Source organism: Desulfosporosinus paludis, assembly GCF_045689965.1.
Lineage (GTDB): Bacteria > Bacillota > Desulfitobacteriia > Desulfitobacteriales > Desulfitobacteriaceae > Desulfosporosinus > Desulfosporosinus paludis.
The window spans coordinates 2,288,439-2,313,561 of sequence record NZ_CP144211.1 but is presented as its reverse complement, the minus strand read 5'-3'; the positions used below and the strand labels follow the sequence as shown (position 1 = coordinate 2,313,561).

The 25,123-nt window shown below is 44.2% G+C and carries 24 protein-coding genes and 2 pseudogenes; 23 read left to right on the top strand and 3 right to left on the bottom strand.

Features of this window, described 5'->3' with window-relative positions; all coding sequences use genetic code 11:
* Positions 1 to 177 precede the first annotated feature (177 nt).
* From VZF35_RS11610 to VZF35_RS11545, 14 genes are all read left to right on the top strand, one after another.
* Positions 178 to 1,305, top strand: coding sequence for a glycosyltransferase family 4 protein (locus VZF35_RS11610; protein ID WP_407313726.1), 1,128 nt, complete (start codon positions 178 to 180; stop codon positions 1,303 to 1,305).
* Positions 1,306 to 1,387: 82 nt separating this feature from the next.
* Entirely contained in the window at positions 1,388 to 1,555 is a 168-nt protein-coding gene (locus VZF35_RS11605; RefSeq protein WP_407313724.1) for a hypothetical protein, read from the top strand.
* A 47-nt stretch (positions 1,556 to 1,602) separates the two neighbouring features.
* Positions 1,603 to 2,589, top strand: coding sequence for an SDR family NAD(P)-dependent oxidoreductase (locus tag VZF35_RS11600; protein ID WP_407313722.1), 987 nt, complete (start codon positions 1,603 to 1,605; stop codon positions 2,587 to 2,589).
* 19 nt (positions 2,590 to 2,608) lie between these two features.
* The gene (locus tag VZF35_RS11595; RefSeq protein ID WP_407313720.1) at positions 2,609 to 3,301 is read left to right on the top strand and encodes a sugar phosphate nucleotidyltransferase; all 693 of its coding nucleotides are present in this window, start codon (positions 2,609 to 2,611) and stop codon (positions 3,299 to 3,301) included.
* Between the two features lie 31 nt (positions 3,302 to 3,332).
* On the top strand, positions 3,333 to 4,217 hold the full coding sequence (locus tag VZF35_RS11590; protein ID WP_407313718.1) for a dTDP-4-dehydrorhamnose reductase family protein: 885 nt from the start codon (positions 3,333 to 3,335) through the stop codon (positions 4,215 to 4,217).
* Between the two features lie 16 nt (positions 4,218 to 4,233).
* A complete protein-coding gene (locus tag VZF35_RS11585) occupies positions 4,234 to 5,298 on the top strand; it encodes a polysaccharide biosynthesis protein (protein WP_407313716.1) in 1,065 nt (354 codons plus the stop codon).
* Positions 5,295 to 8,093, top strand: coding sequence for a glycosyltransferase (locus VZF35_RS11580; RefSeq protein ID WP_407313714.1), 2,799 nt, complete (start codon positions 5,295 to 5,297; stop codon positions 8,091 to 8,093). Before VZF35_RS11585 ends, VZF35_RS11580 begins: the two co-directional genes overlap by 4 nt.
* Positions 8,094 to 8,254: 161 nt before the next feature.
* Positions 8,255 to 8,608: a hypothetical protein gene (locus VZF35_RS11575; protein ID WP_407313712.1), complete on the top strand. Its 354-nt coding sequence runs from the start codon at positions 8,255 to 8,257 to the stop codon at positions 8,606 to 8,608.
* Between the two features lie 127 nt (positions 8,609 to 8,735).
* Positions 8,736 to 9,083, top strand: coding sequence for a hypothetical protein (locus VZF35_RS11570; RefSeq protein WP_407313710.1), 348 nt, complete (start codon positions 8,736 to 8,738; stop codon positions 9,081 to 9,083).
* 36 nt (positions 9,084 to 9,119) lie between these two features.
* Positions 9,120 to 10,673, top strand: coding sequence for a BclA C-terminal domain-containing protein (locus VZF35_RS11565; protein WP_407313708.1), 1,554 nt, complete (start codon positions 9,120 to 9,122; stop codon positions 10,671 to 10,673).
* Positions 10,674 to 10,865: 192 nt separating this feature from the next.
* Positions 10,866 to 11,096 (top strand): hypothetical protein, encoded by a 231-nt coding sequence (locus tag VZF35_RS11560; protein WP_407313706.1) that lies wholly within the window; start codon positions 10,866 to 10,868, stop codon positions 11,094 to 11,096.
* 141 nt (positions 11,097 to 11,237) lie between these two features.
* Positions 11,238 to 12,341: a glycosyltransferase gene (locus VZF35_RS11555; RefSeq protein ID WP_407313704.1), complete on the top strand. Its 1,104-nt coding sequence runs from the start codon at positions 11,238 to 11,240 to the stop codon at positions 12,339 to 12,341.
* Between the two features lie 6 nt (positions 12,342 to 12,347).
* Positions 12,348 to 12,599, top strand: coding sequence for a hypothetical protein (locus VZF35_RS11550; protein WP_407313702.1), 252 nt, complete (start codon positions 12,348 to 12,350; stop codon positions 12,597 to 12,599).
* 2 nt (positions 12,600 to 12,601) lie between these two features.
* A complete protein-coding gene (locus tag VZF35_RS11545; RefSeq protein WP_407313700.1) occupies positions 12,602 to 12,871 on the top strand; it encodes a class I SAM-dependent methyltransferase in 270 nt (89 codons plus the stop codon).
* Positions 12,872 to 13,007: 136 nt separating this feature from the next.
* Here VZF35_RS11545 and VZF35_RS11540 read toward each other — a convergent pair whose 3' ends face one another.
* Positions 13,008 to 13,997 (bottom strand): glycosyltransferase family 4 protein, encoded by a 990-nt coding sequence (locus VZF35_RS11540; RefSeq protein ID WP_407313698.1) that lies wholly within the window; start codon positions 13,995 to 13,997, stop codon positions 13,008 to 13,010.
* A gap of 110 nt (positions 13,998 to 14,107) precedes the next feature.
* Here VZF35_RS11540 and VZF35_RS11535 point away from each other — a divergent pair, with 110 nt between their 5' ends.
* Positions 14,108 to 14,710 (top strand): class I SAM-dependent methyltransferase, encoded by a 603-nt coding sequence (locus VZF35_RS11535; RefSeq protein WP_407313697.1) that lies wholly within the window; start codon positions 14,108 to 14,110, stop codon positions 14,708 to 14,710.
* Between the two features lie 12 nt (positions 14,711 to 14,722).
* Here VZF35_RS11535 and VZF35_RS11530 read toward each other — a convergent pair.
* Positions 14,723 to 15,717: pseudogene (locus VZF35_RS11530) on the bottom strand (glycosyltransferase family 4 protein).
* A 214-nt stretch (positions 15,718 to 15,931) separates the two neighbouring features.
* Between VZF35_RS11530 and VZF35_RS11525 the strand changes: the two are divergent.
* The 5 genes from VZF35_RS11525 (at position 15,932) to wecB (ending at position 20,743) form a co-directional block, all read left to right on the top strand.
* Positions 15,932 to 17,074 (top strand): NAD-binding protein, encoded by a 1,143-nt coding sequence (locus VZF35_RS11525; RefSeq protein ID WP_407313695.1) that lies wholly within the window; start codon positions 15,932 to 15,934, stop codon positions 17,072 to 17,074.
* A gap of 1 nt (position 17,075) precedes the next feature.
* Positions 17,076 to 17,996, top strand: a complete 921-nt coding sequence (locus tag VZF35_RS11520) for an NAD-dependent epimerase/dehydratase family protein (protein ID WP_407313693.1) — start codon at positions 17,076 to 17,078, stop codon at positions 17,994 to 17,996.
* Entirely contained in the window at positions 17,996 to 18,700 is a 705-nt protein-coding gene (locus VZF35_RS11515) for a glycosyltransferase (protein ID WP_407313691.1), read from the top strand. The genes VZF35_RS11520 and VZF35_RS11515 overlap by 1 nt, the downstream gene beginning before the upstream one ends.
* Before the next feature lie 103 nt (positions 18,701 to 18,803).
* The gene (locus tag VZF35_RS11510) at positions 18,804 to 19,634 is read left to right on the top strand and encodes a YncE family protein (RefSeq protein ID WP_407313689.1); all 831 of its coding nucleotides are present in this window, start codon (positions 18,804 to 18,806) and stop codon (positions 19,632 to 19,634) included.
* A gap of 26 nt (positions 19,635 to 19,660) precedes the next feature.
* The gene (gene wecB / locus VZF35_RS11505) at positions 19,661 to 20,743 is read left to right on the top strand and encodes a non-hydrolyzing UDP-N-acetylglucosamine 2-epimerase (RefSeq protein ID WP_407313687.1); all 1,083 of its coding nucleotides are present in this window, start codon (positions 19,661 to 19,663) and stop codon (positions 20,741 to 20,743) included.
* 91 nt (positions 20,744 to 20,834) lie between these two features.
* Here wecB and VZF35_RS11500 read toward each other — a convergent pair whose 3' ends face one another.
* Entirely contained in the window at positions 20,835 to 21,710 is an 876-nt protein-coding gene (locus VZF35_RS11500) for a CAP domain-containing protein (RefSeq protein ID WP_407313685.1), read from the bottom strand.
* 310 nt (positions 21,711 to 22,020) lie between these two features.
* On the opposite strand from VZF35_RS11500, the gene VZF35_RS11495 reads away from it, so the two are divergent.
* From VZF35_RS11495 to cdaA, 3 genes and pseudogenes are all read left to right on the top strand, one after another.
* On the top strand, positions 22,021 to 23,166 hold the full coding sequence (locus VZF35_RS11495) for a DUF362 domain-containing protein (RefSeq protein WP_407313683.1): 1,146 nt from the start codon (positions 22,021 to 22,023) through the stop codon (positions 23,164 to 23,166).
* A gap of 1 nt (position 23,167) precedes the next feature.
* The gene (locus tag VZF35_RS11490) at positions 23,168 to 24,190 is read left to right on the top strand and encodes a DUF1786 domain-containing protein (protein ID WP_407313681.1); all 1,023 of its coding nucleotides are present in this window, start codon (positions 23,168 to 23,170) and stop codon (positions 24,188 to 24,190) included.
* A gap of 117 nt (positions 24,191 to 24,307) precedes the next feature.
* Positions 24,308 to 25,119, top strand: a pseudogene (cdaA, locus tag VZF35_RS11485) (diadenylate cyclase CdaA).
* Positions 25,120 to 25,123: the final 4 nt, after the last annotated feature.

The window sequence follows — 25,123 nt, the reverse complement described above, 5'->3', positions numbered from 1 at the left end:
GTCTGCCCGACTATTCAGGCAGACTTTCTTACTGTCGGAGAGTTTAATCTTGTTGAATATTTTATACAGGCCTCTTCTTGCCATCCTTGGCATGAGGGACACTTGACATGGCGATTAAGGGAAAACCAGTAACATGGCACCCATTTAGGCTTGTCGCATAGGATGGAGGTAATGGAGGTGATTTATTTGAAGGTCTTATCGTTAACAAACGAATTTGCAGAGGAAAGTTTTGGTGGGGCTGGGACAGCGGCAACAGGTATGATTCACATGCTTGATCGTTTAGGGATTCACCAAACTGTCATAGTCCCGCGCAGTGATTGGACTGTACCGAGATGGGATTTGCGTGGGCTGCAGATAAAGGTTTTAGGACTACCGCGCAACAGCCATTATTTTGGTTATTTAGGAATGATTAATGTTGATGCTGTGTGTCAGACATTTCCTGAACTTAGGCAGGAATGGGATTTAATACATTGCCAGGCTATAAACTTTACTCCTCTGGCTTACACATTTTCGAGAGGGGCTACCCCTATTTTATATACAGTATATTCCTTTTTGCGTAAGGAATTAGGAGATAGACCGGAGCCAGAGCTTCAGGCGCAATTTAAGATCCAAGAAGACTTGCTGATGCGTTGTCAACGCATTCACCTCATAAGCCAGAGTGAGAGGAACTATCTGGCCGAACGGTACCCTCAATACCTCTCCAAAACGGACGTCATACCTCTCGGTATTTCGAGCCTCCCAGAACGTTGGCAACCGAAGAGTACGAACGAATTCCTTTATGTTGGCAGATTGTTGGATTATAAAGGAATCGAGGATTTAATTCTGGCCTTGTCGCTGGTAAGGCAAAGCGGACGGCAAGTTCACCTGAATATCATCGGCAAAGGACCGGACTATTATGAAGACCATCTGAACAAGCTTGTTCAAGCGAAAAAGCTTACAAGCTGGATCAAGTTCCACGGCTGGCAGCCGAGCTCGGAGTTGTGGCGCTGGATGAGCCAGGCCGCAGGTCTTGTTGTCCCAAGTCGTCGTGAAGCCTATGGGCTGGTGGCCTTAGAGGGAATGACAATCGGGGTTCCTTTGATTGCCTCAAAGGCCGGAGGTTTGGCAGAATTAGTTTCAGATTCGTATGCTCTAACCTTTGAACCCGGTAACGTCAGGCAGTTGGCAAATTCTTTGCGAACCGCCGTCGATAACCCCACGTTATTGAGATCCCTGGCAGCGAAAGGGCATGAGCAGGCCTTAACTTTAGAATGGGAACGGCTTGCTCCGAGATATCTGAGAGCTCTCACATTTATTAACAATTAGACAAGCCGTTCATATACTGGATTAGGTAAAACTTCAAGCAATCATCTATAAAGCAATTGGAAAGGGCGAGTGATGAACTAAAATGGCTATTTTGACAACTGGAGTGATCGATAATACCCCAGTCCTGGGTTTCAGACCATCGACAAATCTGCAAGTGAGAATCTCCAACGATGACCTTGTTCTACTGTTCTTTATAAAGCAGGATGTTGCACCGATAGCCTCCGATGTACAACGTGTGTCAGATATATAAACACAAACATACGATATATCAGTTACTGCAGAGGGGGGATAAGCGTAATGTGGGAGCGAAAGCAGGTTTTAGTAACAGGAGCGGGTGGCTTTATTGGAAGTCATTTGACAGAGGCCTTAGTTAAAGCAGGTGCTAAAGTCCGAGTCTTTATTCGTTATAATTCTCGAGATGGCCGTGGAAATCTGGAAGATTTAGATCCCCAGGTACTTTCTGAAGTGGAAATAGTTGCGGGAGATTTACGTGACGCCGATGTCATCGAACGATCGGTTAAAGGGTGCAATACTATTTTTCACCTGGGTGCTTTGGTGGGCATCCCTTACTCCTATAAAAATCCGCGTGAGGTTGTTGAAACTAATATTATGGGGACGTTTAATATTCTCACAGCGGCTCGAGATCTAGGCGTGGACCGGGTCGTCCATACGTCTACGAGCGAAGTGTACGGGTCAGCGCGTTATGTTCCAATCGACGAAGAGCATCCCCTTCAAGGTCAGTCTCCATATTCAGCGAGTAAGATCGGAGCAGATAAGTTAGCGGAGAGCTTTTATGCTTCGTATAATCTGCCTGTTGCTACGGTAAGACCGTTTAATTGTTATGGGCCCCGGCAGTCTGCGCGGGCTGTTATTCCAACATTGATAACCCAGGCTCTTGCCAGGGAAGAGATACGCCTTGGCAATACTGAAACCTTGCGTGATTTCACATTTGTGTCAGACACGGTCAATGGTTTTATAAAAGCAGCCCAAAAGCAAGCTGCAGTCGGAAAGGTTATCAACGTGGGCTCCGGACAGGAAATTTCCATTGGAGAGTTAGCGCAGGTTATTATTAAGAGTCTCCAGAGTACAGCAAAGATCGTTGTTGACGAGTCCAGAGTTCGCCCCAGCAGAAGTGAGGTTAACCGTCTTTTAGCGGATAATCGTCTGGCTAAAGAAACGCTGGAGTGGGAACCGCAGGTTCCGCTCGAAGAAGGCGTGAAAAGAACAATGGCCTGGATTGCTACTCATTTAGATCGTTTTCAAATAGGAAAATATCAAATCTAAAGGGAAGAAGGGAGATACAATGCAAGCTATTATATTAGCAGGCGGTCGAGGAGTACGTCTGGATCCGTTTTCCCGAATTTTGCCTAAGCCCCTTTTTCCCATTGGTGATAAGCCGATAGCTGAGATACTTGTGCATCAACTCCAACGTGCAGGGGTTGATGAAATTATCATGTGTTTAGGATATCTGGCAGATTTCATCAAACTGTATTTTCAAGATGGCAGTTATTTTGGGTTGACGATTCGCTATTCTGTGGAAACTAATCCGTTAGGAACAGCGGGCCCCTTAAGAATGATTAAGGATTTAGAGGATAATTTTCTTGTCATCAACGGAGATGAACTGACCACTTTAGATTTTAGGGCATTATATGAGCACCATTTAGCGATGCAGGCAGATATGACAGTAGCTGTACAGAAGAAGTCAGTTTGTTCATCCTTCGGTGTATTAGAGACAAAGGATGGGCAAATTACCGCCTATTCGGAAAAGCCAACTATTGACTATTGGGCAAGTATGGGGATCTACGTTATAAACAAGAGGATTCTTTCTTTAATTCCTGAGAACGAACGCTTTGATATGCCAGACTTGGTCCAGCGTCTTATCTTGGAACAGGCTAAGGCAGTGAGTTATGAAAGCGAGGATCTTTGGTTTGATATTGGAACAATAGCCGATCTGGAAAAGGCTAAAGAAAAGTATACTCAATTAAAACTTCTCTAAAAGGAATGAGTGTGAATAGGAGAAGACGGGCATGAGCAAGGTATTGATCTTGGGGGGATCAGGGATGTTAGGGCATGCCCTGTTCCGCTTTCTTTCAGAGGATTTGAGGTTTGAGGTCTATACTTCAGCTCGATCTTCGAAAGAGCTATCAAACTGGTTACCAACAGAGCGAAAAAAGATGGTACTTCAAAATGTAGATATTCATCACGAAGATAGTCTCGTAAAGGTTTTTTCAGAAGTTAAGCCAGACCTTGTCCTAAATTGTATAGGAATTATTAAGCAAGTAGCTGAGGCACAAGATCCGTTGACGACAATAACTACGAACGCGCTTCTACCTCATCGTATTGCGCTGCTTTGTGGTGCGGCGGGTGCGCGGATGATCCATGTCAGTACGGATTGCGTTTTTGACGGAAAAAAAGGGAGTTATACAGAAAGGGATTTTTCCGATGCCACAGATCTCTATGGGAGAACAAAATTCCTCGGAGAAGTCGATTATCCTCATTGTGTAACCTTAAGGACTTCAATTATTGGACATGAATTGAAAGGAAGCTATGGTTTAGTCGAATGGTTTCTGAAGCAAGAAGACGCAGTATGTGGTTTTAGAAAAGCCATTTTTTCGGGTTTTCCAACGGTGGAATTAGCTCGAATTATTCGCGATTATGTGATCCCGCATCCCGAAATGACGGGCCTTTACCACGTATCCTCACATCCGATCACAAAATACGATTTACTAAAACTTATTGCCGAACAGTACGGCAAAAAAGTTCTAATTGAACCAGATAACAGTGTTCAAATTGATCGATCGCTGGATTCTGCTAGGTTCCGTACGTTAACCGGTTATAATCCACCGGCCTGGAGGGATCTGGTCCATGAAATGTATAAAGATTATCTGCAGGGTCCCTATCAAAACAGTTAAGCCAAGGGGGATAATAATGGACATTTTTGATAACAAAGTCATCGTAATAACCGGTGGTACAGGTTCGCTCGGAAAAGTACTAACTCAACGTCTCCTCAAGAAGGAACTCGGTTCCCCTAAGAAAATCATTATTTTTTCCCGAGACGAAGCAAAACAGCATGCCATGCGGGTTGAATATCAGCACAAAGGAAATGTAACGGATGAAGTAATTTATGACAATTTTGCTCGGTTAATCGAGTTTCGCATAGGAGATATCCGTAATTTTCATTCTGTCTGTTCTGTGTTAAAAGATGCGGATATTATCATCAACGCGGCTGCTCTCAAGCAGGTGCCTTCATGTGAGTATTTTCCCTATGAAGCAGTGCAGACCAACATCACTGGTCCGGAAAATATCCTGCGAGCGATTGATGAAATGGCTCTCAACGTTGAAGCAGTCGTTGGAGTTTCTACGGATAAAGCTTGCAAGCCCGTCAATGCCATGGGAATTTCCAAAGCTATGCAGGAACGAATTTTTATTACTGCGAATGTGATGCTGCCTAAGACAAGATTTATCTGTGTGCGTTATGGAAACGTACTTGCGTCTAGGGGGTCTGTTATTCCTTTGTTTCACGAACAGATTAAACACGGCGGTCCATTAACAATCACAACGAAGGAAATGACGAGATTCTTGTTACCCTTAGAAAGCGCTGTAGATACCATCTTTGCAGCTCTCTTGGGGGCTAAACCGGGAGAAATTTATATTCCCAAAATCCCTGCGGCCCGTATCGAGGATATAGCCAAAGTTTTGATCGGAACCCGATCGATACCAATAAGCTATACGGGAATCCGCCCGGGAGAAAAAGTCCATGAAGTACTGATTTCCGAAGAAGAAGCGTGGCGTGCGTATGAGCGTGGCGATTATTATGCGATTAAGCCGATGCTTCCCGAATTGTTTGTTGCTGAACCGAATCAACAAGCGCTGACGAAAGAATATAGTTCGGGAGATTTCCTTATGACCTATGGAGAAACAGAAGTATTGCTAAGGAAACATCATCTGCTCGTAGATCAAGACTCTATGGATAAAGGAGAATTTTTACGGTGAAGCACTATCGTATCGTTTGCATATGCCAAATTTATAATGAGCTGTGTAAAGACAACCTGCAACGCTTTGTGAGCAATATTTTGCCTGTAGTAAGTGATTTGATTGTCTACGACGACGGCAGCACAGACGGCAGCTACGAATATATGCTCAAACAAACACCCCATGTTATTCGAGCCACTAAAAACGATTTTGTCAATGAGCGCAGCCATAAGCAATTGCTGCTTCAAGAAGCCTTGAAACTTCAACCGGACTTTATCTTATGGCTGGACGCAGACGAAGTCCTAACTGCCAATGCAGCCGAGAAGCTTCAGGAATTATGCGCCCAATGTGACGAAAACGGGATAGATGCGGTGAACATGCATGAAATAAATCTTTGGCGAAGCCATTCCTGGCGCAGGATGGACAGTTCGTATGATTCGGGTTGGTTTTGCCGTCTCTGGCGAGTGGTTCCTGGAATGTGCTTTCATGAGACAAAGCCTGGACTTCACCAGCCTCTTTTTCCCTCGACAATTCGCACCGTGAAGTGGACTCTTGATGTTCAAGTATTGCACTATGGTTTTTCTTCGATGCAGCGTCTAGCTTATAAATATCTCGTTTACAAATCCCACGGGCAACGTGGTTATGATATGCTCGACCGTTTAATCAGTGAGGAGAAGCTTGTGACAGAGAGAGTTCCTCAAGAGCTCTTTCCTGAAGGGCTCTGGGTTGATGATGAAGAGCCTGAACAGATGACCTTCGCGGAGTCCTTGGCCTATGTCGAAGAGTATCGGAATGAAGTATTTAAACCAAGGTTTTCCATTGTCTGTTTGGTTTATAAAAGTGTGGAATGGCTGAAATTTGTGTATGAGCAGGTCTTCAAATATACGGATATGAAGGACAAAGAGTTCTTCTTTGTCGCCAATGATGCTAACTCCGCAGTACTCAATTATTTGGAAAATAATTATATACCTCATTATGTTTTCACGAATACTCCTGAGCAGCAAAAGGACTGGTACGTCAATAATGTTTATCGTGCTTACAACTTTGCTGCCGGCAAAGCGCAAGGCGACTTTATCGTGTTTATTAACACGGATATGGCCTTTACACCAGGATGGTTTGATCGTCTTTGGCAGGCTTATAACGGGGAAAACTGTGTTGCCTCTCGTTTAGTTGAGTCTGGTAAGCTGCGCAGCGGTCAATATGGTGTGGAAAAAGACTTTGGCAGGGATTATGCCTCATATCGCGAAAAGGAATTTCAGCATTTTGCCCGGGAGCTCTCTGAGCCAGAATTGTTGGACGGCGGCCTATTTATGCCCATCTTAATCCGCAAGGAACATTTTGAAAGGGTGGGAGGGTATCCTGAAGGACAGGTTCTCCTAGGCAGTGATTTATATCAGCCAGTGATTGCTAAAAGAGGTGAAGCCTGTATATCCGGAGATACTGTGCTGAGCATGAAGCTCCAGGCTATTGGAATCAGACATCAAACTGCCTTTGACAGCATTGCTTATCATTTTCAGTGGGGAGAGCTTGATAGTTTAGCTACTGCTGAAGCTGAGCGGGGAAAAATAATAATAGCGTTGTGTAATGATTCCAGCCTAAGCTCAATCAATGAACAGGCATTCTGGAATTTTCTCCAAGAATCCTTGCCTGCCTCCGTGATTATCGATAGACAACTTGTTGGGGATCAAGGAGATTATGCGGTTAATGTTCAAAACTACATCCGAAAAAATTATCCAGATGTAGAGGTTATCGTACAAAATGCAGTGTTAAGTCATAGAGTCGACGAATCACGCTATACAATAGGACTTTTACCGGATAATCTCAGGACTGTAGGCACTCCGGGAGCACAATCGGAGGAAAATCTGGTTCGGGCGGATATACTCGCAGCAAATTCTGCTCAGATCGCTCTGTCATATCCAGAGCACGATTTTGTGATAATTCCAGACTCTGCTCAGGATTCTGGACAAAAGTGGAAGCGTTTACTGATGGACATCCTTAAAAAGTTCATGATTGAAAAAAGCAACCGTAAAAAAGCAGTTGAAAAGCATAAAGTATCAATTATCATAACGACGTTTCAGAGAACTCATTTATTAAGGTGGGGACTATATTCCCTATCTTTGTCTTTGAAGGAAATGCCCTTCGAGTATGAAACAATCGTTATCAATGACGGAATTGAGGATGAAACTGAAGAGGTTTGCAAGGAATTCAGGGAAAAACTTAATTTGAAGTATGTATTTACCGGACAAAGAAACCTCAATGGCTATTCTGTCTGGAGGGTGCCAGGCTTTGCCATTAATATTGGGGTAAAGCAATCTTCAGGAGACATTTTAGTATTTTGCTGTGCAGAAATGTTTCATGCCAACCAAACAATAGCTTCGCTCACAAAACCAATAGCTGATAACCCGAAATTGTTAGGTATACCGATAGGTAAAGATGACCGGGAGGGAGTTTTCTTAGAGTATCTTACTAAAAATGACGGTAGCTTTGATCTTGGAATGTATAACAAGTGTATAAACCTGGACACTAGAATGCCATTTCTAATGGCCCTGCATCGCAGCCAATTTATGGAGATCGGGGGCTATGATGAAGATTTTGTGGGAATCGCTTATGATGATCGAGATCTAATCGATCGATTGTTGAAAAACGGGTGCAAATATTGTCAAACGGATGCTGTAACGGTACATTTGTACCATCCAAGAGCTAAGGGTTATTATGAGGGTGGAGGTCCGCCTGAATGGGATTATAATAAAAACTTGTACTTCTCCAAAATCGGTTATATCGTAAGGAATGAAGGCAGAGAGTGGGGTAAACTCTAACAATAGTTGAAAGGGATCATGGCTACTGATTTGAAAAATAGCGGCCATGATTTTTTTTATAGCTTTTAATGATTATTGTGGATTTTAAGGAAATTTTATGTAACAAAAAATGGACATATAAAATATTATAAATAAGCCCACAAATCTGGAGGTGAAACAGATTGCCTTATTTAACGACTGGTTTAATTAATAATAAAGAATCCGCGAATAAAAAGCAGAGTGCAAGGTTTGTAATCGAGATCAGTAATGAGAATACTTCCGCTGTGGCAGTTCAAATTGATGGATTTTTTTATAATGGGTCTCAAAAAGTTAAATATGTTGATGAATTTTTTATCCTTGCTGCAGGGAGTGTGGATTCGCGAAATTACTATAGCCTGTATGAAGCTTTTGAGTTTCAATTTTTCGTTACTTCTTACGAGGTCAGTATTTCTCTGTGGGAAAAGGACTTGACCGGGAACCTCACCCCCGCTTATCTAATTGAGACCTTGGAAGCACATTCAAATGAACACTATTGATAAATTTTGTATTTTATGTATTGAAGAATATTACTTTGACTTGATATAGCATTCGAAAAAAGGTCGCCGGAACACAATTAGTACAAGTTACGTAGTATAAAGTACCGCATAAAAGGAGGTGCAGTAAATGGCCTTATTAACAACTGGTCTAATTGAAAACACTGCGGTTTCAGGCGTAAGACCGAGTTCAACCCTTTCGGTACTGGTCTCAAACGATGATACTGTTAACGAAACAATTCTGATTGAAGGATTTTTCCAAAGTGGGACAACAAAGGTAATGTACGTGCAAGAACTTTTCAGCCTTGCTACAGGAGAGGTTGCGCAAAGAAATTATTTTGTTGAGTTTGATGCTTTTGAGTTTCAGTTTACTGTCAGTTCACAGCTCGTGGTTGTTTCCGCCTGGGGAAAAGATGCAGCCGGGAACCTTACTACAGCTCAACGGCTTGTAGCCCAGGAAGTTGATTTAATTCAATAGGGAATCACAAAAATAACAAATGGGAGAGAAGGAAAAATGGCTTCATTAACCACTGGATTAATTGAAAATACGCCAGTCGATGGTGTAAGACCATCAGTAACGTTTACCGTAAAAATCACTAATGATGATATCGTTGCTTCAACGGTGCAAATTGAAGGGTTTTACGTGGTAGGGACTACAAAAATATTGTACGTTTTGGAGTTATTTGTTTTAAATCCCGGTGAAGTAGCAACAAGAGTCTACTTTGCAGAATTTGATGAGTTCGAATTTCAGTTTATTACTAGCTCAGATGCAGTCGAGATCTCAGCTTGGGGTAAGGATGCTGCCGGAGATTTGACTACAGCTCATCGCTTGGTGGCTGCAGAACTTGATACTATTGGATCAACTGGAATTACAGGAGCGACCGGAGCGACAGGAGCAGCAGGGGCCACGGGAGCAACGGGAGAAACAGGAGCGACCGGAGCAGCAGGGGCCACAGGAGCAACGGGAGAAACAGGAGCGACCGGAGCGACAGGAGCAGCAGGGGCCACGGGAGCAACGGGAGAAACAGGAGCGACCGGAGCGACAGGAGCAGCGGGGGCCACAGGAGCAACGGGAGAAACAGGAGCGACCGGAGCGACAGGAGCAGCAGGGGCCACGGGAGCAACGGGAGAAACAGGAGCGACCGGAGCGACAGGAGCAGCGGGGGCCACGGGAGCAACGGGAGAAACAGGAGCGACCGGAGCGACAGGAGCAGCGGGGGCCACGGGAGCAACGGGAGAAACAGGAGCGACCGGAGCGACAGGAGCAGCGGGGGCCACGGGAGCAACGGGAGAAACAGGAGCGACCGGAGCGACAGGAGCAGCAGGGGCCACGGGAGCAACGGGAGAAACAGGAGCGACCGGAGCGACAGGAGCAGCGGGGGCCACGGGAGCAACGGGAGAAACAGGAGCGACCGGAGCGACAGGAGCAGCAGGGGCCACGGGAGCAACGGGAGAAACAGGAGCGACCGGAGCGACAGGAGCAGCGGGGGCCACAGGAGACACAGGGGCGACGGGAGCGACGGGAGCGACAGGAGCAACAGGAGCAACAGGAGCAACGGGAGCAGCAGGGGCGACGGGAGCAACAGGAGCAACAGGAGCCACGGGAGCCACAGGAGCCACAGGAGCCACAGGAACTGCGGGGGTGACCGGAGCGACAGGAGCAGGTTTAGCGGCCTTTGGGTACGTGTATGAACTTGCAACTATAGCCGATGCAACCGTTGTTGGTGGTGCAGATGTACCTTTCAGTAATAACGGCCCTCTTTCAAATATAACCCACACAGCAGGTACTACCACTGTAACAGTAACCACTGCCGGGACTTATCAGATCGACTACAATGTAAGTATAACTGCTGGTGTCGGTTCTGCAATTGCAATTGCCGTCAACGGTACAGTAAATGCGTCCACACCCATTACAGCACTAGTTACTACTGGGCAAGTTTCGGGTCAGGCAATTTTAACACTTGCAGCTGGAGATGTTGTGACACTTAGAAACAACTCTGCAATTCCATTTACTATGACTTTAGCGCCAAATGTTGGGGCACAAATGACACTTGAAAAATTAGACTAAAAGAATTTTAGAAAAAAGCCTTCCATAGTGGGAGGCTTTTTTAAATTTCCCTAAAATCTTTGGTAAGGTCACTTTTCCTTAGCTTAATTGATAAAATAACTTCATGTTTTTTGAAATGATATTAGAACAAAAGAAATCTAAATTGATTAAATTTCAGGTTTTTTCGTAACAGGGACTACAAAGACCCAATATGTGCAAGAGATATTTTCTTTAGCGGTCGGCGATGTTACGGAAAGAGATTATTTTGTACTGTTTAATGCTTTCGAATTCCAGTTTATAACCGACTCAGATACTGTGGAAATATCAGCCTGGGGAAAAGATACAGAAGGGAATTTGGTACCAGCTCATCGTGTGCAGCCGGCAGAACTTGATATTCTAGGACCGATAGGTATAACAGGAGCTACAGGAGCAACAGGGCCTTAATGAACTGAATTTGGTAGTACCAACAAAAAAAATCCCTCGCAAGCGCAAGCCGAGGGGCTTTTTATATATTTTCCATGATAAACTTCCCCAATTTATTTCTGCTGAATATCATATAGTAATCATGTTTTTAAGGAGAAGAAAATGGAGAGTAAAGAAATAAAAATCAGTTTATGTATGATAGTTCGTAACGAAGAAACTACAATTGCAAGATGCCTGGATTCTGTTAAAGGTATCCCTGATGAGATAGTTATTGTCGATACGGGTTCAACAGATAGCACCAAGGATATTGTTAAAGAATTCACAGACAAGATCTTTGATTTTACTTGGATCGATGATTTCGCAACTGCCCGTAACTACGCTTTTAGTAACGCGACCATGGATTATATTCTTTGGCTGGATGCTGATGATATTTTCGCAGATTCTGATCGAGAAAAGTTCTTGAAACTTAAGAAGAATTTTGACACATCAATCGATGTCGTCAACATGCCTTATCTTTTGGCCTTTGACCATCATGGCGCAGTTACTTTTAGTTTGCGAAGAAATCGCTTGGTTCGCCGAAACATGAACTTCCGATGGGTTGGAGCCGTACATGAGTATTTGGAGGTGTACGGACATGTTGTGAACTCTGATATTTGTGTTACACATAGAGGGAAGGCAGGTGATGATTCTGACCGTAACCTCAAAATATATGAGAAACGAAAGGCAAAAGGGGAATCATTCTCTCCGCGAGATTTGTACTACTATGCTAATGAACAATTGGAACACCAGCTCTATGACCGAGCGATTGAGTCTTACGGGGAATTTTTAAAGACCGGGCAAGGGTGGGTCGAGGATAATATCTCTGCTTGCGGAAAGCTGGCTGATTGTTACCAAAAAATAGGAAATAGAGAAAAGCAACTTCAATATACTTTTAAATCCTTTGAATATGCACCCCCTAGGGCTGAATTTTGTTGCCGTTTAGGTTTTCATTTTTTAGATGTTAAGCAATATGAACAAGGAGTTTTCTGGTACAAACTGGCAACACAGCTAGAGAAGCCTAATAGCTGGGGGCCCATGATTGAAGCATGCTGGACGTGGTTGCCACATTTACAGTTATGTGTTTGTTATGATCGCTTAGGTAACCATGAACTAGCCTATAAGCACAATGAGATTGCCCGAAAGTATCGTCCGGAAAATACCCAGGTTCTATACAACAAGAAATATTTAGAGGGTATTTTGGGAATAGAACCTGCTGAAAGGAGCTGACATAAGGTGGTACGCTTAGACTGGCACGAAGACTTTATCGTTCACTTGGCAAGTATTGTACGTCCCAAGGTTTATGTAGAACTTGGATTGTATAAATGTGCTCTTTTTAATCGAATTATTCCTTATTCCGAAAAATTGATTGGAGTTGATATAAATCCGGAGGCCGGAAGTTATATGCAATCCTCTTCGAATGCGAGCTTTTATCATGGCACAACCCAGGAGTTCGCCAAGGAATTAGAGGCTAACCCTAAGAGATAACTATGCTATTCATTGATGCTGATCATTCTAAAACGGCAGTGTTACAAGATTTCAAGGATTTCTTTCCGTTTGTGGTACCACATGGGCTTATCTTACTGCATGATACTCATCCTGGAAATGTGCAATTAATACAACCAGAATGGTGCGGTACAGCCTATTTGGCGATTGAGGAACTAATGAAGGAAACTAGAGCGTATGAGTTGATGACGATTCCGGTTTCACCGGGTTTAACGATTTGCAGAAAACGACAAACTCAATTGTCCTGGCAGTAAGAGCTTTAGTGTTATGTTAAACGTTAATAATCTTTAAATGTTTAGCGAGTCGTATCTGAAAAAGGTGAAAGCAACAACTACAGCTTTCACCTTTCACCTCTAGAGCTTTTATAGGCACAAGTCCAACCTGTTTGTATTATTTAAGACTAAGCAAAAAAGCCTCAACTTGATTGGCCGTGCGTTGCCAGGTCCAAGTTTGGGCGAGAAGATGCCCATTGGCAGCGATTTGCTGACGTTCGATATCTTTTGTCAATAAATTATAAATAGCAGAGCTTAGTTGTTCACTGTCGCTGGGAGGGACTAACAGGCAGTTTTCGCCGTTTCTAACATAGTCACGAACTCCGCCACAATCTGTAGTCACTACGGCTGTACCGCAAGCCATTGCTTCAAGTGGAGGCAAGCCAAATGCTTCGAAGTAAGAGGTATAAACAAAAAGGTCTGCGCTGGCGTATAACTGAGCCAGTTCGAGGTCTGTCGCGGCAGTTCTAATTTTACAAGGAAAGAGACTCGTGAAAGTGGCATTTTCAGGAACCGAAATGGTTAGATCAAAATCGACCGTACCCTTTAAACGGGTTATAGCATTTAAAAAGTCTCCGCCGCCTTTCCAAGTGTATCCGGAAGCAGGATCTCTCATGATGTAATAAATGCTCTTGCGACCCGTTTGACCAGACTGTTTAGGATAAGGATGGAAAATGGAAGTATCTACTCCACCCGAAATAACTGTGCTTTGCAAGCCAGTCTCCTGGAGCAGGATTTGGCGGTGCCATTGAGATATGGACATTATTGGGGTGCCGATCATATAAGTTTGCTTAGCTGCTTCTGAATCTGGGACCCAGAGAGGTTCGTACCCAAGACTCAGACGTACAACTCGCCCTTTCCCGGATTCCCAGGCCGGCTTAACTGTCAGATAAAAATTTGGCAGGATAAAATCCGCAGAAGGAATCGAGGAAGGGGTTAATTCTTTCACTCGTCTGAGCTTGGCCCGCAACGGCCAGACTTGGGCTCCTTTTTCGGGCATCACTACTTCAACGTCATGACCTTTATCTACGAGGGAATTAGCGAGATGATATATAAAACGGGCCCCTCCGCCAGTTTCCAGACTAAGAACAGGAAACACAATTTTCAATGTGATTGTCCTCCCTTTTGCTTTGCATACTACAGATTATGCTTGCAATTAGTTTATGTGTCAGACGGTACTAAAGCAGAAACTTTGAATACCATATATTGAATAAATAAATGAAGATTGGAAGGAAGTTTCGGCCAGTGATCATCAATGTCGTAAACCATGATAATTTCCTCGGTAAAATTAACGAACTGCTGTTAGGGTCTAATACCGTTCTCGATGTTGGCTGCGGTATGGGCACGACTCTGAAAGAATTATGCTGTCCTTTCAAAATCGGTGTTGATGCGCATCGCCCTTATCTAGAGAATGCTGAGTCAGGCGAGCAGTTTGTCAAACTCAATTACGAAGCAGAGCGCCTCAGTGAACTATTCCTGCCAAAGACCCTGGATAGTGTTACGTTGATCGATGTCATTGAACATTTGGATAAAGAGGTTGGCATTGATGTTCTTCGTCAGTTGGAGGAGATCGCCGCCAAAAAGGTCATCGTCTTTACTCCAAGAGGTTTTTTTCGCCAGAAAGACTTTGACCATTATGGTTTAGGCGGAGAAGCCTATCAACGGCATCGATCGGGATGGGAGATCGAGGACTTTCAAAAGCTCGGTTATAATATTGTGATATTCAGTAAGTTCCACGATCAAAAAAATAAAGCCTTTTTGGAGGCTTATGGTGAAAACGCTGAGCCAATGGATGCACTTTTAGCTTGGAAAGATTGTTAACAGTGAAGCTGGCTAGGTGCGTGTTAATTGAAAAAGCATGGCTTCCAACAGATCGGCGGAGCGCCGCCAGGTCCAAGGCTGAGCGAATTGCAAGCCGTTCAGGGCAAGCTGATTGCGTTTTTCTGTCTGAGTTAAAAGTTGAGCCATAGCAAGGGTAAGTTGCTTTATATCGCTGGGGGGACAAGTAAACAGTTCTCCCCATTTTTTGTGTAATCACGGTTTCCGCCATTATCTGTGGCTATAACCGCTGTACAACAGGACATGGCTTCTAAAAGCGGCATGGAAAACGATTCAAAATAGGAGTTGGAAACAAAAATATCTGCTTGAGCATAAAATTGGGCCATCTCCGTGTCTGAATGGGCTTGAATTATCTCATAAGGAAGAGGTGCCTGATAATTTGCTCCTTCGGGAGCAACAACTCGAAGCTCAAAGTTAGGAACAGATTGAATTAGTTGTCGGCAGGCTTCCCAAAAATCGTCGCTGCCTTTCCAAGTGTAGCCATGTTCCTTGGAACGCAGGATATAAGCAATCACTGGGCGCCCGGTTGATAGAGATTTTTTGGGATAGGGATGAAAAAATGAAGTATCAACTCCCCCGGGTATTATTGTACTGTCCCGTCCGGTTCCTTGGAGAATCAATTGGCGGTGCCATTGAGATAAGGAAATGATCGGGGCATCAATGAGGTAGGACGCTAGAGCCTTCTCTTTCTCATTAACCCATATAGGCTCATAACCAAGGCTAAGTCGAACGACTCGGCCTTTTTTAGATTCCCAAGCCGGAAATACCGTGGGATAGAAATTAGGAAGAAGGAAATCTGCGGCAGGTATCGTATCCCGGGTTAGTTCTTTAACTCGGGTAATTTTTGCTCGTAAGGGCCAAGCCACGCAGGCATGCTCGGGAAGAACGATTTCCACGCTGTGCCCCTTGTCCACCAGTTCATTAGCTAACTGATAGATAAAGCGTGTTCCTCCTGTTTCTAAACTTAGTACAGGGATAACAATTTTCATATCATAGTCCTCCTTGTATGCTACAGGCACTCGGCCTCTATGGTCAGTTGTCGAAATATGGGCATGATCAAGTCGAATATTTAGTATCTTTACATTGTATGTAACTTGCTGCAACAAGGTAGCAATAATCGTGAGAAACATTTTGACATTGTGTCAATATTAGGTGGACTTCCATACCTTATAGTGATGAGATTGGGGGAGGATGGGTCTGATAATGAAAATATGTGTCGTAGGTTTAGGTAATATAGGCTTTAATCTTTTCACTTACCTGGATAAGAAATACTCAGGTGATGTCATAGGTGTCGATGTGAATGAGAATAGGGTCAATGAATTACGGCAGCAAGGTTATAGAGTGACAGGGGATTATAAAGATATTAATGGGATTGATGTCTGGTTAATGGCTCCTTCCACAGGCAGCCAAGGAGAGAATCTATTTTCTGCCTTAAATAATATGCAAATTATTCCAGGCTCTCTAATTTCCATTGAATCGACGCTGCCTCTCGGGACGATGAAACGTGTACGTGAGTTTTTTGAGACAAAAGGGTTTGTTTTAGGAAAGGATATTTTTCTGATTCATGTACCGCATAGGGTTATGTTTGGAGTCGATAAAACCGTGTGTGATACCCCAAGGGTGATGGGAGCCTTTACAAGCGCTTGTATGGAAAAAGGGCGTCAATTCTACACCCCGCTGGTGCCCTTGCTGGTCGAAGTTTCTGATATCCGGGTTGCGGAGTTATCTAAGGTTGTTGAAAATGTCAAACGTTATGTTGATGTTGCTTTTGCTCAAGAAATTTACGGTTATTGCACTGACCAGGGAATGGATTATGAAGAGCTGAGACGAGCTGTAAACAGCAAAAACAACGTCGAGCTATTAAGTACGGACTGGGGCATCGGCGGTGAATGTCTGCCCAAAGACATGGGCTTCTTACAAACTGTTTGTCGGTCATCCTTGTTGGAAGGGGCCGAGCAGGCAGATAAAGAGTATCGTGACAGGATTGTACAGCAAGTAGGCAGTGATAAAGAAGTTCTCGTCAGAGGGTTGAGCTACAAAACTGGGGTAAAGGATCTTAAGCACAGCAGAGGGGTTGACTTGGTTAAAGCTTTAGAAGCGGAAGGAAATACGGTCTGGGTGGAGGACCCCTTATTTACTTCCGAAGAGCTGAAAGATGCAGGCTTTAAGGTTTATGTTGAGGATGATCAGGAACGTGGCAAAAAGGGCATGACAGTTGATGTCAATCAGGTAGTATTAGAACGACAAAAGGCCCTAAATCCGAATAATATCTCTAGGCGCAGAAAATCCGGAGATCTTAAAAACTCAAAGTTCTTCTCAAAAATTCGTGGAAAAAGGAGCAAATAGTATGGCCAGAATATTAGTTACTGGAAGCCATGGAACCTTAGGTTCCAGACTAGTTGAAGTTTTGAGACACCGGGGACATGAGGTTTGGGAAGTTGACTTACAGCACCATCCCGGAGAAAAGTATTTTAGGGCTGACATTGCGGAATATCGTCAGTTAGAACGTGTTTTCGAACAAAACTATGATTATGTCTATCACTTAGCAGCTGAATTTGGCCGGATCAATGGAGAACATTATTACGACACTTTGTGGAAGACAAACGTTATCGGGACAAGGAACATTTTAGAATGGCAATTAAAAAAAGGTTTTAAGCTGATCTTTACAAGTTCTTCCGAAATTTATGGGGAAGCGGCGGAGCCCCTCTTAACTGAGGATTTACCCTTGAAGAAAACTATTATCCAGCATAATGACTATGCCTTAACAAAGTGGGCCAATGAAGTGCAAATTATCAATTTCGAGAAAAAATACCAATCCGATATTGTTCGACTGCGTTTGTTCAATGCCTATGGCCCTGGAGAATATTATCATCCTTACCGCAGCGTGATTTGTCTGTTTGTTTATAGAGCTTTACTGGGAATACCTTATGATGTTTTTGAAGGGTATTATCGAGTCTTTATGTATGTCGACGATTTAATCCCAACCATAGCTAACGTCGCTGATAATTTTAAAGCGGGCGAGGTTTATAACATCGGTGGAACAGAATACCGCAGTGTTAAAGATTTAAGTGATTTAGTGCTCAAATATACGGACGGAAATCCCAAATTAGTCAATTATCTTCCAGAGGACAAACACAATACGGTCAGTAAACGACCGGATATTTCTAAAGCAATGAGCGATCTCGGACATGATCCGAAAGTAACCCTGGAAGAAGGACTGCCCATAACAGTGGAATGGATGAAGAAGATTTATCGGGAGGGACACTAATGATGCCCCCTAAAGTTAGTGTTGTTATTCCAACCTACAATCACGCTCGGTATTTGCCCAAGGCCATAGACAGTGTGCTTGAGCAGGAATATCCCAATCTTGAGGTATTTGTAATAGACGATGGCTCTAAAGATGAGACGGCTCAATTAGTGACGGCTTATCAATCGAGAATCAATTATGTTTATAAGGAAAATGGAGGAACTCCCAGCGCTTTGAATCTTGGGCTTGCTCTGGCGACCGGTAAGTACATTTGCTGGTTAAGTGCAGATGATGCTATGAGAGGAGATAAGGTGGCCAAACAAGTTGCTCTGATGGAATCTGACTCGAGTCTAGGCTTTAGTTACACGAGCTTTGTGGTTATTAATGCCAACGGTGATGAACAATATGTTGTGGATTCACCTTATTATTCAAACAAGCGGGATATGGTGACGAAGCTCATGGAAGGCTGCTTTATTAACGGATCTTCCGTGATGATGAGAAATTCTGCTTTACAGCAAATAGGCAACTTCGACGTGGGTTTGCCCCAAGCTCATGACTATGATTTATGGTTCCGATTTCTGCGTTATTATAATTGTGGATATTTGGCGGAACATCTGTTGGCATATCGTTGGCACGGTAGAAATATGAGTCAAAACCCTGATGAAGCGTGCTCTGTGATTGTTAGAGAGAGAGCCAAGCGATATTTCCCGGAGTGGCTGAACTAAGCCTTCAGCCAAGTTATGCCTCGATTGTCTTCACAAAGCAGAGGCTTCCAAGGTACGAAGTCTCTGCTTAAGAAAAAGCATGGTTCGTCAAGGAGGCGGCACAATGGCAATATTAACGACCGGAATAATTAAGAATAATAGTATCTCCGGAGTAAGATTAAGTTCTATGTTTTTGGTAAAAGTTACGAATCATGGTCTATTTACCGGTTCTCTACAAATACGAGGGTTTTATGGGAATGTTCATGAATCTGCTAAAACAGAGTACGTTTTAGACATTCTAACGGTGGAGCCTAAAAGCGAAATGAATAAGACTTATTACGCTCAGTTTGATTCTTTTGAGTTTCGGTTCATCACCAGTTCAGATACCGTAGGAATCTCAGCTTGGGGAAAAGATCCTTCTGGGAATCTGACGGTTAGTTATCCTGTCCTGCCGGAAGAGCTAATGGTTTCAGCAACGGGTAGTCAGATTTACGTTCCGAATTTTAGCGGGAACAATGTTGCGGTTGTCGAAAGTAAGACAAATAGTCTTAAAGGTTCAGTTGCAGTGGGCATAGGGCCCTTCGGTATCGGTATCAATGCTTTAACAAACCGAATCTACGTAGCGAACTATAGCAGCAATATGGTTTCGGTGGTCGAAGGAACTGCCAATACTGTCATAGCCAATGTTAATGTCGGTACAAATCCGATGGGAGTGGGTGTGAATTCTGCAACGAACAGGATCTACGTTACCAACCGGGGGAGTAGTAACGTATCGGTTATCGAAGGAAATTCTAATGCTGTCATAGCTAATATTTTAGTAGGTGCGTTTCCAGAGGGCATAAACGTAAATCCAACAACCAACAGAATTTATATTACAAATGAGGGAAACAACTCTCTTTCTGTCATCAATGGAAGCACCAATACCGTGATAGCCACTATTGACTTAGGACGTTAACGATAGTTCAGAAGGGGAATCCTGTAATGAAGATAATGACAATACTTGGTACACGGCCGGAAATCATTCGTTTAAGTCGAATCATTCCCCTCTTAGACAGCCTATGTGATCATATCCTTGTGCACACAGGTCAGAATTTTGATCGATCCTTAAGCGAGATATTTTTTAGTGAGCTAAAGCTGAGGCCTCCGGATTATTTGCTTGATTGCCGTGCTCCGACATTAATGGGGCAAATAGCAGAGATACTTCGCCGCTGTGAACAGGTAATGATGAAAGAAAAGCCAGATCGCCTCTTAATCTTAGGAGATACCAACAGTGCCTTGGCATCAATGGTCGCCAAACGGCTGCAGATTCCGGTTTATCACATGGAGGCCGGCAATCGTTGTTATGATGACCGGGTACCGGAGGAAATTAATCGTCGAATGGTGGATCATTGCAGCGATATCTTATTGCCTTATACCGAGCGCAGCAGGGCAAATTTGCTGCATGAAGGGATTGAGGGAAAACGTGTTTATGTCACCGGGAATCCAATTGGGGAAGTACTCAGGTATTACTCAGGCAAGATTGAACAAAGTCAATCGTTGCAGACAATGGGGTTGGTCAGCAAAGGGTATTTTTTAGTAACGTTACATCGGGCCGAAAATGTTGACGATGAAGGACGATTGACCAAATTCATAACTGCTTTGCAGAGGCTTGTTGGCGAATATAGAATGCCATTTATCTGCAGCCTTCATCCGCGGACTCGTTCCCAGTTGGAACGCCAAGACAAAACTCTGGCTGGAGGGGGTATCCGAGTTGTGGAGCCGTTGGGGCTGTTTGATTTTGTCTCTCTGGAACAACATGCTTACTGTGTTTTAAGTGATAGCGGAACGGTTCAAGAGGAGTGCTGTCTTTATAAAATACCTAACGTGACGCTGCGCGATGTCACTGAACGACCGGAAACCTTGGAGGTAGGAAGTAATCTTATTTCAGGATGTGAGCCTGAAGCAATCTCACTGGCAGTAAAAACGGTTTTAGCGCAAGGATGGGATTGGGAACCTCCGCCAGAGTACCAAACAGTCAACGTTAGCCGTAAGATTGTAAAAATCATTTTGGGCGGGGGGGCCTGAATATCATTGAAATTATTGTGGCAAATCATTGGCCAGAAGGAATAGGAAAACAAAAAGGGCCCCGTTCAGGAGGCCCTTTGTAATAAAAAAACTATTCTTGCAAAAATTCTTGAACATACAGGTTGCCATAAGCGCTTCCATAAGCGATCCCAATACCGACATGTGTGAAGCGTGGATCTAGGATATTCGCTTTGTGGCCTGGGCTTTGCATAAAGGCTGCCATAGCTCCGGCAACAGAATTATTACCGGCAATGTTTTCTCCGGCCCAACCCACCGTAAGTCCTACTTGCTGCATCATGGCCCAGGGACTTCCATAAGTAGGGGAGGTGTGGTCGAAGTAATTGTTGGCTTTCATATCATTTGCTTTAGCTTGTCCTACCGAGACTAAGCGCAGGTCTACTTTGAGCGGGCTCACGCCTGCAGCGATACGTTCTTGATTAATCATATCGACCATTTGCTGCTCATCAGCCGTTAAGGCAGTCACTGCAGGAATGGCCGGAAGAGAGGAAGACGCTGAGGGTGGAGTTGACGTCGATGGGGTTGAGGGTGTAGTTGTTGGAGCAGTAGGAGTTACAGTCACTGGAATGGAGGCAGGCTGGCTGTTAATGTTTTTTAAGGAAACAACATTTCCACCAAGGCTAGGCTGCCCTATAGTGATCGTTTGTGATTGATTGGCCGTGGTGCTGGGGATGGACACTGTTGTTTGCGTTCCTTGAGCAGGCGTGGTGCTTGGAGTTTGTGCAACAGTAACTGGAACCGAACTGGGTTGATTCCCATAATTTTTCAAAGAAACAACATTGCCATTAGTCGATGGTGATGCCCCTAAATTACCCTGGTTCAGAGTGACAACAGAACCTGATAAGGACTGAGGAGCGCCGATAAGAACGGCAGCTTGCGCAGGCATAGCGACTACAGTCATTAATAAGGCTGTTTGAATTCCAATAAAAAGTTTCGAAGTTTTTTTCACAAATTACCCTCCTTGCATGTCTATATGAAAAATATAAGGGATTTTGTCGGAGACAACTGTAGTATAGCATGATAAGTTGGCTCATCAAATGGTAATTTATAACAAATGTTCAAGTCGGTAAGGGGTGGTGAAGATTTCCCTCTCAGAATAAAAAGAGGTATAATAAAACTCAAGATTAAAGGATGATTTAGTGATATTCGACTGTGAAGAATTCGAATTCGAACTTAGGAATCTTATCTTTGTCCATTCTGCTGATGAATGGAAATGGGAGGAGAAGATCTCTTTAAGTCTGGAGAGGGCGGGACCTTAAGTGGAATCAAGAGTAGTCTTAAAATATTGCCCTGATTATACAGCGGATATAGAACAGAGCTTGCGAGACGGTTTGGCAGAATGGGGAGGAATGTCTGAATTCGTCAAACCTGGTCAAAGAGTGTTGCTAAAGGTTAATTTGTTGATGAAGAAACGTCCGGAGGAAGCTGTAACGACACACCCCAGTGTCGTTGAAGCCGTGGTTCATCTCGTTCAGGAAGCAGGTGGGATTCCCATCATTGGGGACAGCCCAGGTGGGCCTTATACAGTAAGTGCGCTTCAGGCAGTCTATGCGCGCTCAGGTCTACGTGATGTGGCTGAACGGACAGGAGCACTTCTTAATGAAGACGTTGGTCAGACTACGATCCAATACCCGGAGGGGAAACTGGTTAAAAGCCTTACCGTGACAAATTGTGCCCTCGGAGCGGACGTAATTATCCCTCTTTCCAAACTAAAAACTCATGGTATGATGACCTTTACCGGAGCGGTGAAAATCCTCTTCGGTGTCATCCCCGGTCTTCTTAAGGCGGAATATCATCTAAAAATGTTTAAGATCCCTGATTTTGCCGATCTTTTGGTAGATATCGCGGCTTGGGCCAAACCTACTTTAAGTATTATGGACGGAATCGTGGGGATGGAAGGGGATGGCCCTTCAGCAGGTACCCCGCGCAACATCGGAGCTTTGCTACTAAGCACAGATCCCTTTGCCTTAGATGTCGTGGCGTCTGATTTAATCGGCCTAAAGCCCGAAAAGGTTCCAACTGTGATGGCGGCTCGCAATCGGGGATTGACCAGCAGGATGGACGAAATCCAACTCAAAGGGGATGCTCGTTCGCTCTGGCGCATCCAAGATTTTGTGATTCCTAAAGCAGTTTCCACCAATTTTCTGGACATGGTACCTTTACCCCAAACGGCTAAGAAGTTTGTGCTCAATCGTGTGCGCCCGCGTCCCGTTTTTGATCATTCGGCGTGTGTAGGGTGTAAAGATTGTATCAATAACTGTCCGCCCAAGGCATTGACTATGGATGAACAGAAGCGCCCAGTCGTTGATTTGGAAGCTTGTATTCGTTGTTTCTGCTGTCAAGAGCTTTGCCCACAGCAAGCCGTGAAGATTTTTAAGCCTTGGGTTGGAAGGAGGATGTTCTAAAATGGCGAAAGATGTAATCGTTATTGATGTGGGGTCCGGCACGCAAGATATCCTCCTATATCAGCCGGGTAAGGCTTTGGAAAACTGCTCAAAGTTTATTGTGCCCAGCCGGACCCAGACAGTCGCTGCCGAGATTCGTAAAGCTACCGCACAAAGCAGGGGGTTTTTTCTTCATGGGCATATGATGGGCGGGGGAGCGTGCGTTCTTGCCCTGAAAGAGCATTTAGCCTCAGGCCTTCAAGCGTTTGCTACCTCTCAGGCTGCTTTGACCTTTAATGATAATCTGGAAGTCGTTAAGAAAATGGGAATTAAGCTTTGTACAGAAGCTCCTGATTCGGAAATCCCTATTTGGATGGGGGACATTGATATCTTAGCTTTAAAGCAGGCTATCGAAGCCTTCGGTTTGGAGTATCCTCAGAATTGGGCCGTTGCTGTACAAGATCACGGATATAGTACAACAGAAAGCAATCGAACCTTGCGTTTCAGACTCTGGGAGGATTTTGTACTCCGAGGGGGAGATCTGCGGACGCTCGTTTTCCAAGAGGGTATTCCTGAAGTTTATACTCGGATGCGTGCTATTCGGGAGATCGCACCCAATGCTGTCCTCACGGATACGGGGACTGCTGCGCTCTTGGGAATTATGGCTGATCCTTTTGTTAAACCTTATCTTGAGCAAGGAATTTTAGCAATTAACATCGGAAATTCCCATACTCTTGCAGCTGCCATTTGTGGAGAACGAGTCTACGGGATTTTTGAACATCATACCGGTATGCTGACCCTCGAAGCTCTGGTCAAATTTATCAAACGCTTACAAGCAGCAGAATTGACGAACGAGGAAGTTTACGAAAACGGAGGACACGGTGCGACAAAGCATCCGGAAATGCGGCCGGGTTGGGAATATGTAGTAGTAACCGGACCTCGAAGAAGTATGGTAAAATCTTTGAAGTGGTATGAAGCGGCCCCCTATGGGGATATGATGTTAACGGGGTGTTTTGGTCTTTTGGCAGGCATGGAAATCCTTTAATCCTTTGCCAAAAAATATATTTTTAAACGGCAAGGGATTTTCCGACCGATGGAGAATCAAATACTTATAGAAAGTAACTCCGTTGTTAAATGGAGTATATAAGAAAGGGGGAAGACCATGACAGAAGTGTTATCTCAGTTTCGTAATTTTGGATGGTTGGATGCAATTGATATTCTTGTGGTGACTGTGGTCTTCTACCAGTTCTATATGCTCATCAAACGAACTCGAGCCGTGCAGCTGGTCAAGGGTGTTATGGTGCTTTTAGTCGTCTATCTCTTGGCGAAATATTTTCAGCTGCGCACCATAAGCTGGATTCTCGACAAATTATTTCAAATGTTTGTTATCGCCATTCCAGTGGTTTTTCAGCCAGAGCTTAGAAAACTTTTAGAACAACTTGGACGAGGAAGATTTTTTACTCGTCATCCTTTAACTCCGGGCGTCGATTCTCTGGAACAAGTTGTGGAAGAATTGGTGCGCTGTACGCAGGTCCTTTCTAAGAATCGCATCGGAGCTCTGATTGTAATTGAACGAAAAACAGGGGTACAGGATTTTGTGGAAACTGGGATTAAGATCGATGGGATGGTTTCATCCGAATTTCTAGTCAATATTTTTATTCCGAATACCCCACTTCATGATGGGGCAGTGATTATTCGATCAGACCGCGTGGCCGCGGCTGGGTGCTTTCTCCCCTCTCTGAAAATCCTAATATCCAAAAAGATTTAGGCACTCGGCACCGTGCAGCTTTGGGGTTGACAGAGATCACAGATGCTTTAGCTATTGTTGTTTCCGAGGAAACCGGGGCAATTTCTGTCGGACTCGATGGTGCTCTGACCCGCTTCATGGACGATAAAATGCTGCGAGAATTGTTACTGAGGGAATTGGAACTCAACAGCACTTCCTCACTGACGATTCCCTTTTGGAGGTGGTAGCCCA